Annotated in this window: 12 protein-coding genes and 3 tRNA genes; 7 read left to right on the top strand and 8 right to left on the bottom strand. The window is 39.8% G+C overall.

The window, feature by feature from the left end; genetic code table 11:
* Positions 1–231 precede the first annotated feature (231 nt).
* Positions 232–702, top strand: a complete 471-nt coding sequence (locus EOK74_RS08700) for a BamJ family beta-barrel-assembly machinery protein (RefSeq protein ID WP_133469581.1) — start codon at positions 232–234, stop codon at positions 700–702.
* A 186-nt stretch (positions 703–888) separates the two neighbouring features.
* On the opposite strand, the gene EOK74_RS08695 is transcribed toward EOK74_RS08700, so the two are convergent.
* Complete coding sequence (locus EOK74_RS08695; RefSeq protein WP_133469732.1) at positions 889–1,581, bottom strand: cupin domain-containing protein; 693 nt, start codon at positions 1,579–1,581, stop codon at positions 889–891.
* Positions 1,582–1,752: 171 nt separating this feature from the next.
* Positions 1,753–2,121: a VOC family protein gene (locus tag EOK74_RS08690; protein ID WP_133469580.1), complete on the bottom strand. Its 369-nt coding sequence runs from the start codon at positions 2,119–2,121 to the stop codon at positions 1,753–1,755.
* Between the two features lie 317 nt (positions 2,122–2,438).
* On the opposite strand from EOK74_RS08690, the gene EOK74_RS08685 reads away from it, so the two are divergent.
* The 3 genes from EOK74_RS08685 to EOK74_RS08675 all read left to right on the top strand — a co-directional run bounded on the left by EOK74_RS08685 (position 2,439) and on the right by EOK74_RS08675 (position 4,797).
* A complete protein-coding gene (locus EOK74_RS08685; protein ID WP_133469579.1) occupies positions 2,439–3,263 on the top strand; it encodes a CmcJ/NvfI family oxidoreductase in 825 nt (274 codons plus the stop codon).
* A 170-nt stretch (positions 3,264–3,433) separates the two neighbouring features.
* On the top strand, positions 3,434–3,952 hold the full coding sequence (locus tag EOK74_RS08680) for a TetR/AcrR family transcriptional regulator (RefSeq protein ID WP_133469578.1): 519 nt from the start codon (positions 3,434–3,436) through the stop codon (positions 3,950–3,952).
* A gap of 308 nt (positions 3,953–4,260) precedes the next feature.
* Entirely contained in the window at positions 4,261–4,797 is a 537-nt protein-coding gene (locus EOK74_RS08675; protein ID WP_133469577.1) for a DUF4136 domain-containing protein, read from the top strand.
* A 213-nt stretch (positions 4,798–5,010) separates the two neighbouring features.
* Here the strand turns inward: EOK74_RS08675 and EOK74_RS08670 are convergent.
* The 6 genes from EOK74_RS08670 to uvrY form a co-directional block, all read right to left on the bottom strand.
* Positions 5,011–5,097: transfer RNA gene (locus EOK74_RS08670), tRNA-Leu, on the bottom strand.
* A gap of 49 nt (positions 5,098–5,146) precedes the next feature.
* Positions 5,147–5,220 (bottom strand) — tRNA-Cys (locus tag EOK74_RS08665).
* A gap of 58 nt (positions 5,221–5,278) precedes the next feature.
* Positions 5,279–5,353: transfer RNA gene (locus tag EOK74_RS08660), tRNA-Gly, on the bottom strand.
* Positions 5,354–5,546: 193 nt separating this feature from the next.
* Positions 5,547–6,110, bottom strand: coding sequence for a CDP-diacylglycerol--glycerol-3-phosphate 3-phosphatidyltransferase (pgsA, locus tag EOK74_RS08655; RefSeq protein ID WP_133469576.1), 564 nt, complete (start codon positions 6,108–6,110; stop codon positions 5,547–5,549).
* Positions 6,111–6,193: 83 nt separating this feature from the next.
* A complete protein-coding gene (gene uvrC / locus EOK74_RS08650) occupies positions 6,194–8,020 on the bottom strand; it encodes an excinuclease ABC subunit UvrC (RefSeq protein WP_133469575.1) in 1,827 nt (608 codons plus the stop codon).
* Between the two features lie 12 nt (positions 8,021–8,032).
* Positions 8,033–8,677: a UvrY/SirA/GacA family response regulator transcription factor gene (gene uvrY / locus EOK74_RS08645; protein WP_133469574.1), complete on the bottom strand. Its 645-nt coding sequence runs from the start codon at positions 8,675–8,677 to the stop codon at positions 8,033–8,035.
* Between the two features lie 577 nt (positions 8,678–9,254).
* Here uvrY and EOK74_RS08635 point away from each other — a divergent pair.
* The 3 genes from EOK74_RS08635 to EOK74_RS08625 all read left to right on the top strand — a co-directional run bounded on the left by EOK74_RS08635 (position 9,255) and on the right by EOK74_RS08625 (position 13,165).
* Positions 9,255–9,746, top strand: coding sequence for a flavin reductase family protein (locus tag EOK74_RS08635; protein WP_133469573.1), 492 nt, complete (start codon positions 9,255–9,257; stop codon positions 9,744–9,746).
* A gap of 663 nt (positions 9,747–10,409) precedes the next feature.
* The gene (locus tag EOK74_RS08630) at positions 10,410–11,753 is read left to right on the top strand and encodes a hypothetical protein (protein WP_133469572.1); all 1,344 of its coding nucleotides are present in this window, start codon (positions 10,410–10,412) and stop codon (positions 11,751–11,753) included.
* 104 nt (positions 11,754–11,857) lie between these two features.
* A complete protein-coding gene (locus tag EOK74_RS08625) occupies positions 11,858–13,165 on the top strand; it encodes an ABC transporter substrate-binding protein (protein WP_133469571.1) in 1,308 nt (435 codons plus the stop codon).
* Positions 13,166–13,170 lie beyond the last annotated feature (5 nt).

Raw genomic sequence — 13,170 nt, 5'->3', positions numbered from 1 at the left:
AACCATAATTTAAATCAACGTCTTAAAGTAAAGAAGACAACCAACAACAGCCTGTCATTAATAAAGAAAAGAACCAGCTTAAGTTTAGGCAAGCTTAAGCATCATAAGTAAATAGTGTATAATCTTCACATGAGTCATATCTAACTCAATCCGTTTTAACGCCCAAACCAAATTTGTTAAATCTGAGACTTAAAAACTTAGTTAGTCACCATATTTTTAATAGGAATTTTCATGAAATTTATCTTAATCATTATTGTAATTGCCGTTGCGGTGATTTACTTCAACCGAACCGCTGCTAATAAAAAATTAGCCATTGAAAACAAAGCGGCGGCTAAAGAGTTTTTAGGCATTAACAAAACCGTTGTTGGGGTGCAAGAAACCGCGTCTGGCTTGCAGTATGAAATACTAAACAAAGGGGATGGCAAGATTCATCCAAGCGCCCGTTCTAAAGTTAAAGTGCATTACCACGGTACTTTGTTAAATGGCACAGTATTCGATAGCTCGGTAGAGCGTGATTCGCCTATCAGCTTTGCGTTAAATCAGGTGATTACTGGTTGGACTGAAGGCGTTCAGTTAATGGTGGTAGGTGATAAATTCAAATTTTTTATTCCTGCAAACTTGGGCTATGGCGATAGATCCACAGGTAAAATTACAGCAGGCTCTTTATTAATTTTTGAAGTAGAGCTATTAGAGATTCAATAAGCTAGCCCCCCTATCCTATTGAATCAAAGTAAGCAAAAACCTTCTTATTTGCCCTTTAAAAAAGCATAAAACCGCCGCTAAATATTAGTGGCGGTTTTGTTTAGATAATGCAACTTTCGGATTAAAAGTGACGTACATTTAGGGCTTTAAACTGGGTGGGCTTTGATTAGTTTTAATCATAAAACGCTAAGCAGTTTGCAGCCTCTCGATTTGATTATTTACATCTGACAGGTGCCCTGTTTTTATCCAAATTTTTGCACCTTCTGAGCCTGCTTGTGCATTGATAGTTGAAGCTACCGGTAAACGTAACCAACTGTGCTTTCTAAGTAGGTCGTTATTTTCTACCACACTTCCTTGGAGTACAAATAATTCTGCCCCATGTACCACATTTTGTTGATAAGCAGTATTGGGAGCAAGGTGTAACACACTGACTTCTTCATAGTCGTCTTTAAATAATGGTGCTACCGATATACCGGGCATGTTTACATCAGCCTGAGACACGGCATTATCCATCTGAATATTAATATGGGTTCTGTCGTTAGGCTGAAACTGCCACAGTTTTACAAATATAATACAGCCTTCATCTGAGCCGGGTTGGTGGTTAGATTGCGGCGGGTTACGTACATAAGAGCCTGCAGGAAAGTCACCATGCTCATCTTGAAATACGCCTTCTAGTACAATAAATTCTTCTCCACCTGTGTGTACATGGGGTGAAAAACTACTTTTAGGGGCATATTTTACAATACTTGTGGCACGGGCCACCTCGTCGCCCACTCGCTCTAGCAAACGTCTTTCGACTCCTTGCATAGGAGATTTAAGCCAAGGTAAAGATTCAGAATGTACTAACTCTCTTTGTTTAAAATCTGCTGCTATTTTCATCATTTACCTCTTAATTCATCCTGCTATGTATTATCAATTTATATTAAGCTAAGGGCTACTGTGCCATTAATAATGTGAAACAAAGTCATGTCACTGACTATGGGTGAAAATAAAAGTCATATCCAAAGAAGGCCGGCATGTAGCCGACCTGACCAGTATGACTTAATAACATTAGGTCATATGAAAAAAGCATAGTTTGTTTCCATCTAGATCATAAACGTAGCCACCATAAAAGAAATCGAAACGCTGCCCTGGCTCACCGGCATCAGTTGCACCTAATTCAATCGCCTTATTATAAAGTGCTTGAGCACCTTCAATAGAGCCTCCCGGAATAGCAACTTGTTGACCATTACCCGCCGTTTGTGGATTGTTGTCGTACGGCGTACATACTGCCAACATGGCACCACCCGCTTCTGTCCCGTAAAACTTAATACGGTCCATTTCCATTACTCTTTTTCCGTCAACTAACCCTAATAGCCCATCGTAAAATGCTACTGCTTTGTCTAGGTCTTTTGAACCAATTGTAGTGTATCCGATCATGTTGAAACCCTCTTATTTTAAGCTTGATTGTGACTGCATATTTGCAAGTAGTTCGTTTATCACCTTGCAAACACATCATGTTTTGAACGCAGCAAACAATACCTACCTACCAATTGGTAGTCAATTTATTTTTAACAACACAACTAAAATCAAAACATAAGTCATTGATTTAAAGTGAATTTTAAATACAAAAATCATCAGAAAAAATTTAATGAGTATTTTTCAAACAAAATATAATTGACAGCAACCTACACACTACAATAATATACCTATCAATAGGTAGTCTAATTCAAAATTAAAAAAGGTAAGAGATCGTCATGCAATACAAGACAGAAAAAACAACCCTTAACTTCATTAAAAAAGAATCGACGAATACGCCTGTTATCAATTATTCGGGGTTTAACGAACTACAAGAATATAGCGATGATTACGGCTTTGAAGATGCCGATATTATTGATGCTCGGTCATTGCCTGATGTGTCATTTAGTGTCGACAAACAGGGCTTTGAGTTAGTAAGCTTTACACCGAGAAAAGTAGATTATTTAGACTCAGCAGCGGTAAAGGCCTCATATTATGCAGAGGTAGAAGCTTTAGTTAAAAAGCAACTTGGCGCAAGCCATGTGGTGGCATTTGACCATACTGTACGCCGCGGTATTGAAGGCTCTAACCGCCACCCCGCGTACCACATTCATAATGATTACACCTATGAAACCGGGTTTATTCGAGCTGAGTCAGAACTAGACGCAGACATAATGAGCAAGTATGCAGGCAAAAGAATGGTGCAAATTAACGTGTGGCGCTCTATCGCGGGGGTTGTTCAAAAAGATCCATTAGCGTTTATGGACAACAAGACGTTAGATGAAGACGATCTTGTCACCGCTCATATTGCCTTTAACGACATGAATACAGGTGAAAAGCACCGAGGTGAGATTTTTGCAGTGAAACAAAACCCTAACCAAAAATGGTATTTTTACTCTCATATGGACTCAAGCGAAGCCATGCTAATTAAAGGGTTTGATACAGATAAATCTAAAGCGGGCTTTGCTATGCATACGGCTTTTCCATTATCAGGCCAAGACGACCATGGTACGCCGCGCCAGAGTATAGAAACCAGAACCTATGCTTTTTTTGATGACCAATAGCGAACTAAACGATCAAACTGTCTAGTGCGAGTCAATGTGATTATAGGTGAAAATAATGTGGTTTTATCTCATGTTAACACCCAAACAGGGCTGAATAGCCTGACAATGAAAGCCCTTGTATTGCAGTATTCGCTAATAGATAATTACATTCACAGATGTAAGGGGTAATCATGAGCAAGAAGGAAGAACTGTTAAAAATTGCAGAAGATAAAGTACGAGCTGGTGGATACAGCAACTTTAGCTTTAGAGAATTAGCAAACGAAGTAGGTATTAAGAGTGCCAGTGTTCATTACCACTTTCCTACTAAAGCAGATTTAGGTGCCGAATTAGCTCATCAATATACAGATGCATTTATGGCTGCATTGGGTGATGTGGACCAAATTAAAGCACAAGATAAAAACCCAATTGATACCTATACGCAGATTTTCAAACACGCCTTATTGAATGACAATAAAATGTGTTTATGTGGCCTTTTAGGGGCTCAAAACGAAAGCTTACCCGAAAAAGTACAAACAGAAGTTAAACGCTTTTTTAGTAAAAATTTGGCTTGGTTAACAGCAGCGCATATCGCTAATGGCGAGTCAGACCCAGAGCAAGCTGCCATCACCACCGTGAGTTTGCTTGAAGGTGCTATGATGATAAGCAAAGCCCTTAATGACCACAGTTATTTTAAACTTGCCACTCGGTGAGCTAGCTAGTCTCAATTGAAACAAAACCAATAGTCTACTTAGCACTAGTCACTTTGGTTCTGCTTTGTAAGCCTTTAAAGCAAAATCTATCTAAAGCTGCTCACAGGTAAAATTTACGGCATTAGTAACCGGCTGTTCTATGTGATGCTAAACAATCACCAGAAAACCATAAGGTTAGACCCGTTAGCATAAGTTAGTAGATAGGCTTAAAAACAAGAGTGAACTTAATGAAGGATTTAGAACTCTTTATTTGTAACTGAAGCGTACGCATTATATTAAATTCTCAATTTACTCAGGACTCAACTTTGATGAAACGCACATTTTTATTGTTAATGGTATCTGTAATTTGTTGGGGCTGCAGTACTACTAGGCAGATTGATTACGATAAGGCTGTTAGTTTCTCGGATATACAAAGTTTTTCTCTAGACTTGCCCGTAGACTCACCAGACCGAGTGCGGTCAACTATACTTAGTAAGAGCATAGAGCAAAACCTAACCGCGAAAGGGCTAAACAAGACTGAGGCATCGCAAAGCGATATAGCTGTGAGTTATTTTGCAGTTACCTCTACAGAGCCAAGTAATACTAGCTTCTCTATTGGACTAGGGACTGGTTTTGGAAACCGCTCAGGTGGGATTTCATTAGGCAGTATTTTAAGCCTACCATTGGGTAAACAAGAGACAATTTATCAAAGCCTAAGAATCGATATACAGCAAGGTGACAGGGTTATCTGGAGTGGTATAGACGAGATTGAAATAGACTCGGGTAATAGCGTAGAACTGCAATCAAAGATTAATGAGTTAGTAGAGAGCATTTTGAAATCATTTCCCCCTCCCCCTAAGTCATAAAGACCCCTCAAGCAAATTTGACGGCATAAATGTCGACCTACATTACAATGGCCTAATGTGAGGTGTGACGCTCTAAAGGGCGACATGCAAGATCTTAATCGTGCTTTAAAAGTTACGATGAAAATAGAAAAGCAATTGATCTAATTGTTTAGTTTATTTTGTGTTTTTTATTTGGAGTTTCTTGAGTTACTAATAGTAATCAATAACTTTAAATGGTGCCCGGGGCCGGACTTGAACCGGCACGTCCTTACGAACGAGGGATTTTAAATCCCTTGTGTCTACCAATTTCACCACCCGGGCATCGGGGGTACTTACTCGAAAAAGTAAGCTGGTATTGCTTAAGCGTTTATGGAGGCGGAACCCGGAGTCGAACCGAGATCCACGGATTTGCAATCCGCTGCATAGCCATTCTGCCATTCCGCCGAATCTTATCTTAAAATAAAACTTCTACTTTAAGTAAAACCTTCAAAATGAAAGAAATTGGAGCGGGAAACGAGATTCGAACTCGCGACCCCAACCTTGGCAAGGTTGTGCTCTACCACTGAGCTATTCCCGCATAATTTACTTTACATTTTATTCTGTTTTTCAGTTGCCTGATTGTTAAATCGTTTGGCTCCCTAAAACTGAGGCTGCATTCTACATTCAAAGACAAGGGAGTCAACAACAAAAAGTAACTTTTTGAACTGACTGGCTAATTTTTGACTTGAACGCGCTAATTTTGCACAAAAGCCTATGGATTTTCCCTAAATTCATGAGTTTTTTTGATCGTCCCATGCTGCTTTGGTGTACACCAGCATTGACCAAAAAGACAGCACTGCCGAAAAATACAACAAAATATATCCAAGGGAAACCCAATAAATTTGAACTCCCATAAAATATTCCATTTCTGAGAGTAATCCAATTAGGGCTAACATTTGTGCCATGGTTTTGGCTTTGCCTGCAAAAGATACTTTTACTAAGTCCCGTTTACCTTTTTGGCCCATCCATTCACGCAGTGCAGATATATAAATTTCTCTAGACATTAAAAGCACCGCAGGAATGGTTATCCATACATTGGCGTAACTATGAGTAATAAGTAGTAAAGCGACGGCGACTATGAGTTTATCTGCAACTGGGTCTAAAAATGCGCCAAAGGCAGTGGTTTGGTTTAGTTTACGGGCTAGATAGCCGTCAAACCAATCTGTGATGGCTGCAAACCAGAATATAAATGCCCCTGCTTGATGAGCCCACTTCCAATCTAGAAAGTACACTAGAACAAAAACAGGTATTAGCAGTACTCTGATAATGGTGATGATATTAGGAATAGTCCACATGAAACGTCTCTGTATTTCCTATGTTTATAGTTATTAGATTAAAGAAAGGTCTATTAACCCATATGCGGGCAATATTTCAAAGCTCAATTATGAATATGGTCATAAATAATATCGGCTAGGTCTGCACTGATACCGGGTACTTTAGATATTTCATCTTTGCTGGCTTGTAATACACCGTGTAGGCCGCCCATGTACTTTAATAGACTTTGACGCCTTTTAGCCCCTACTCCTGGGATAGATTGCAATTTAGAGGTGGTTTTGTCTTTTTGACGTCTTGCTCTGTGCCCAGTAATGGCAAATCGGTGTGATTCATCGCGAATATGTTGAATTAAATGTAAGGCGATGCTGTCACCGGGCATGGGGATGGTGGCATGACTTCCTGCTAATATGAGCGTTTCTAAGCCAGCTTTGCGGCTACTGCCTTTGGCAACACCAATTAACATTGGCTTTTTTTCTTGGGTCCAAGTTTCAAAAAATGATTCAGCTTGGGCTAGTTGACCTTTACCGCCGTCTATAAATAAAATATCGGGGATTTTATTAGGGTCTTTTACATCACGATAGCGCCTTGCTAACGCTTGAGCCATAGCAGCGTAATCATCGCCTGGGGTTATACCTTCAATATTAAATTTTCGGTAGTCCGTTTTATAGGGCCCTTCCCTATTAAACACCACACAAGATGCCACAGTTTGTTGACCTGATGTGTGACTGATATCAAAACATTCCATTCTTTGAATTGGTTGTTCAAACTCTAGGATTTTTTCTAGTTCAACATAACGGGCAAATACAGATTTTTGATGACTCTGTTTCGATATTAGAGCGTTTTCTGCGTTGGTATTGGCCAAGTCTAAGTAACGGCGTTTTTCGTCTCGTACCCCTTTGTAAAATTGTATTTTTCGACCTGCTTCTGTACTTAATACACTCTCTATAGCAACTTGTTCGTTCAGTTCAATGGGGATCACAATTTGCTGAGGTATCACTTTGTTACCAGCTAAATAAAATTGTAAAACAAAAGATTCGAATACTTCTTCGGCCGATGAGTCTGCCGGTACCTTTGGGTAAAAGCTTTTGCTGCCAAGTAGTTTATTGTCGCGGATAAACATGCCTTGAATACTGGCAATACCATTACGATAGGCAAACCCAAATACGTCCATTTCTTGTTGGTCGCCACTTACCCCTTGTTGTTCTTGTACTTTAGTTAACGCGCCAATTTGGTCACGGTAACGGGCCGCCACTTCAAACCTAAGTTCGTTACTGGCCTTTTCCATTTGTTGCACCAAAGACTCTATAACCTGCTTGTTTTTACCTTTTAAAAACAAGCGGGCCAGTTGTACTTGTTGAGAATAATCTTCGTCAGACACGAGTCCTTCAACACATGGGCCAGCGCAACGTTGTAATTGGTATTGTAAACAAGGGCGGGTTCGAGCGCGGTAGTAGCTGTCTTCACATTGGCGAATTGGAAATAAGCGCTGCATGGTGCGTAGGCTTTCTCGGACAGCCCATGCACTGGGGTACGGCCCAAAGTATTCACCTTTTAACTTTTTAGGGCCACGGTGGTTACTGAGTCTTGGGTGAGTATGATCAGACAAAAAGATAAAAGGATAAGACTTATCGTCACGTAAAAGTACGTTGTATCTTGGTTTGTATTTTTTTATGTAATTATTTTCAAGAATAAAGGCTTCGGCTTCACTATGAACAACTGTGACATCCATTTCACAAATTTGCTTCACCAGAGAACGGGTTTTAATGCTGTCTACATTTTTACGAAAATAGCTGGATACCCGTTTTTTAAGGTTTTTGGCTTTACCCACATAGATGACTTCTTCTTTCTGATTATACATTCGGTACACGCCCGGCTGATTAGTCAGGATTTTAAGAAAGCCTTGATAGTCAAAGGTTTGGTTTTCACTCATGGTAGCTTAAAACTAGAGGTGTTGTGATGCTATTAACTTATGGCGCAAGGCTAAGTGGGTAAGTTCTACATCTGTGCTGACACTTAACTTGTCAAACATACGGTATCGATAGGTATTCACGGTTTTTGCACTGATATTCAAATAAACCGCAATATCGGGCACTTTATCACCTTTTGTCAGCATCATGGCAATTTCTAGTTCACGCTCAGAAAGTTGCTCGAATGGGTTATCGTCATTTAAGTTAAGCTGTCCAAGGGCTATTTGTTGTGCAATGTCTGGAGACACATACTTTTGCCCTGCCGATACTTTATATATTGCTTTGATCATTTCATCAGGCTCAGAGTCTTTGGTTAGATAACCAAACGCCCCTATTTGCATGACTTTTCCGGGAATAGGGTTTTCTTTATGAACGGACAAAACGATAACTCGGGTGTTTTCTGAAAAACGAAGAATTTGCTTGGTGGCTTCCAGACCGCCTATTCCGGGCATGCTCATGTCCATTAAGACTAAATCTGGTGCACTGTGACGGCAGAATTTTACAGCGTCTTCGCCGTTAGTGGCTTCACCTACGACATCAAAATCTTTTACATCTTCTAATATGCGTCTGATACCGGTGCGCACTAACTCGTGGTCATCAACTAATAGCAGTTTAATCAAGGAACAACTCCATACTTATTATTATGTATTAAAAAACAATTACCTATTAACGATAAAAGTGAGTACTTAAGTGGTTCCAACCAGCAATCGTGTCATTCAGTCCTTGTCCGATATTATACGCATAACAAGCATCAACTCTACATTTTATCACCCATCTATCAGAGACTTCTGCAACTTTCAGTGGTTTAGTGGGCTGTCCCCCACATCGACACTTGCTTGGAATGTGAGCAAGGTGTGGAGCTGAAATTGTAGAGAGTTTCTTAGTTTTAGAAGAGAACATGATGGTATCTAGCCATTTTATTCGAGTGTATTTAGGATAAATCATTCAAGGTTAAAACCCAAAACATAAATCTAAAAAAACAGATCTAGATTAAGTTCATTCAGAACAAGTTAGAATTAAAACGTATGTATTTTCATAGCTAAGTGACTATGTTTCTTCATAATTTTTATATCTACTATCCCTATAATTACTGTTTTAAAACTTATCAAGAACCTTTAAGCTTGCTGCTTTATGGTTTCAATATAATTTTAAGAATTTTTTGGGACACAAATAACGTCAATAATTAGGAGAATACCCATGACCCAACCCGAGTTCGATCCCCGTGATTTCCGAAATGCTTTGGGTAAGTTTCCTACAGGTGTAACAATTATTACCACTAAAAATGAATCGGGCGAATTAATTGGAATGACTGCCAGTAGTTTTAATACTGTGTCTTTAAACCCACCTTTGGTTTTGTGGAGCATAGATAAAGGCGCTCGCTCTTTACCATCATTTGGTGAAGGACATCACTTTGCAGTGCATGTTTTAAGTGAGCATCAACAAGATTTGTCTAACACCTTTGCCACAAAAAGTGATGATAAGTTTACAGGAATCGATGTGTCTTATGGCATAGGTGAAGTACCTTTGTTACCTGAGTTCAGTGCTAGGTTTCAGTGTATTTGCCAGCATGAATATGATGGTGGTGATCACGTTATTCTAGTAGGTAGAGTACTCGATTATGAAACCGCTGGTTGCAATAACCCCCTAGTGTTCCACTCTGGTACTTATGCCAAGGTTTCTCACGAATAATATCCGACTAATTTATCGGTACAACAAGGTGTTCTACCGATCATTAACCTTAACTATTTTATGCTTTTCTACATTTTATTTTATGTACGCGCTTTGTCTAACCCTGCATCACTTCCCTATTTTCCTAAGGTTTAAAAACTCACTTTCAAGCCACCTCACACTGACTATCATTAGTAACAATTAAGCAACATTCTAAAAAACAAAGGATTTTTACCCCCCTATAAGCTTCCCATCCAATTCCTGTTTGGAAACTTGTTCTTTTTGAAAGAATCTATTTGTAGAAGTTCTCTATTCGCGCAATGAATAGCCTTTTTGTGGCTTACTCGTTTCTGTACTCACCTTATTAACTCTCAAAAAATTTAAATCCTATCTCCCCCCAAGAATAAACAGTTATTTCATTAACATAATTCATATAAATAACTCTTTGTTTTTTATGTGAATTATTAAATTTAATTAAAAATGTAAATAATTTGTAACGAAAAAGGTTGAACTTCACAAATCATTCTGAGAATATGCTCACCAGCTGAGCATATGCACCATTAGGTATTTTAGTTTAAATGAAAGATTAATTGCTCACCCGTTAAATTGGCAATACTTGAAGTAAAACCATTAAAAAATTTGCCAGTTTTTATTTAAAAAATGAATAAAACACAGGACACTAACATGTTAAATAAAATGAAAAGAAGGCTAGGCCTGCCAGCAGCGATATTAGCTGTGAGTACAGGAGCACAAATACATAGTTCGGAGGCATTCGCTAAAGAGTTTTTAGATGGTTTAGCAGAAGTTAATTTTTTAGCATTACAAAACTACCAAGCCATTCAGGCTAAAGAAGGTGCATTTCGCCCAGTTGACGAAGAGCAATCAGACGGTTTTGGTCGCTTAAGAGTTAACCTGATGTTTAAATTTCATATTACCGACTACATCACTGCCGATGTAGATATTGCCGAAGAGCCTAATGACTTTGGTAACAACGGCGACAGAGACTTTTCATTTCACCAAGACTTTGCAGGAATAGAGTTTGAGTTACTTGGTCTTTCTGGCCATGCCAGCGAAGATTCAAACTTAACTCTTCGTTTAGGTAACATTGGTGCATCTCCTTTCCAGTTTAAAGGTTTTCAAGACGGCGCCGACAACCAAGGCAATGCACTTATTGGTAATGGTATTACCGATTACGCCACAGCAGAAAACGGCGCCCAATTAGCTTATAAAAAATCATTTGAAGATGGCCCTATCCGCAGTTACACAGTGGCTGGCCATATGACTACATCAAGCTTTGGTGAAGCTTTCCAAGAAGACAGGGGTTATAACTATCGCCTCCAGGGTGCAGTAGAATTTACCAACGGATTTAAAGCCGGTTTAAGTTTTTTTCAAGCGAACCAAGGTGATCAACTACGCTTTGAAAACGGCATCGCTAGTCTTGACGGTTTAACCACGACTAACTATCGCTTCGGTGATGGTGAAAACTATAACTTCTCGGCGTCTGCTTCAAGCGAACGTGACACCCATGTGGGCGCTATGCCTGGCCTTAACCAATCAATTGTTGAATTGGACTTAGCCTATCAATTTAGCGCTAATACCAATGTGATATTAATGCTTGGTAAGTCATCTGATGATTACACCTTTGCTGACACAGATGGTAATGCGCTAGCCGGAATTACCTACTTTGGGACAGATGGAGTAGCAGATGCAGACGGTACTACCTTTGACTCAGTTAATGTCATTAAAGGCGAATCTTCTGTTGAATATTACGTAGTTGAAGCGCAGCACTACATCATTCCTGACAAATTCTATGTGGCTGCACGTTATGCCGACGCCAAAAACACCTCTGAACTTATCGAACAAACAGACAACAAGGTTAAACGTTTACAAGTGGCTGCAGGTTACTGGTTTAATGATAAAACATTGTTGAAAGTTGAATACGTTGACCAAGACGAAGGCATTAACTCTGGAGGCCAAATTGGCGCTGGCTTTGATGGCTTTACTTCCGAAATATCAGTGAAATTCTAATATTTCACTAGGCTATAGACGACTAAGCCAAATTATAAACACAAAACCGTCTCATTTAGCCTAGTTAGGTGAGACTTTAATTTTGAATATAAGGGGATTACCCGATGTTAAATAAATTAACCATGCTAGCCTGCGGCGCATTAACCATGAGCGCAGCCGTTACCGCAGAAACAATTACCATCGCCACAGTGAACAATGGTGACATGATTACCATGAAGGAATTAAGCTCTGACTTTGAAGCTAAAAACCCTGACATTAACCTTAAATGGGTCACCCTAGAAGAAAACATTTTACGCCAACGAGTGACAACAGACGTTGCCACTAAAGGTGGCCAGTACGATGTCATGACAATAGGAACTTATGAAGTGCCAATTTGGGGTAAGCAAGGTTGGTTAAAGCCTTTGGATAACCTTGACGCTGACTATGATAAAGATGATTTACTACCAGCAATCAGAAGCGGCCTGTCAATTAACGATAAGCTAGTAGCTGCCCCATTTTATGGTGAAAGCTCAATGGTTATGTATCGCACAGACCTTATGGAAAAAGCTGGATTAGAGATGCCTAAGGCCCCTACTTGGACCTTTATTCGTAAAGCGGCTAAAGCAATGACAGACAAAGACGCCGGAATTTACGGCATCTGTTTACGAGGTAAAGCTGGTTGGGGTGAAAACATCGCTTTAATCACCTCTATGTCTAACTCATTTGGAGCTCGCTGGTTTGATGAAAACTGGAAGCCTCAGTTTAACACTCAGCCATGGCAAGATACCTTGCAGTTCTATGTTGATGTAATGGAAGAGTCAGGCCCTCCTGGAGCTTCTGCTAACGGCTTTAACGAAAACCTAGCCTTATTCCAAACTGGTAAATGCGGCATGTGGATTGATGCGACAGTGGCAGGTGCATTCGTTACCAACAAAACAGACTCTGAAGTAGCTGACAAAGTAGGTTTTGCATTAGCTCCGGATAATGGTTTAGGCAAACGTGGTAACTGGTTATGGGCCTGGAACTTAGCCATCCCTGCAAGTAGCAAAAAATCAGATGCAGCCATGAAGTTTGTTAGCTGGGCTACCTCTAAAGAGTACACAGCCTTAGTAGCGTCTAAAAAAGGCTGGGCAAAAGTGCCTCCAGGTACTCGTAAATCTTTATATGAAAACCCAGAGTACCTAAAAGCCGCACCTTTTGCGCAAATCACACTAGATTCTATCCAATCAGCCGACCCTGTTAACCCTACAGTTGACCCAGTGCCTTATGTTGGCGTGCAATTTGTTGCCATTCCTGAGTTTCAAGGCATTGGAACTGCAGTAGGTCAGCAATTTAGCGCTGCACTTACCGGCAGAATGACAGTGAAACAAGCTTTAGCTAGTTCACAACGTTTGACAGAACGAGCCATGCGTAAAGCCCGCTACCCTAAGTAGTAGCT

This window comes from Paraglaciecola marina (assembly GCF_004360155.1).
GTDB classification, from domain to species: Bacteria; Pseudomonadota; Gammaproteobacteria; order Enterobacterales; family Alteromonadaceae; genus Paraglaciecola; species Paraglaciecola marina.
Note: the sequence above shows the minus strand (reverse complement) of the source record. Positions and strands in the feature narration are given on the sequence as shown.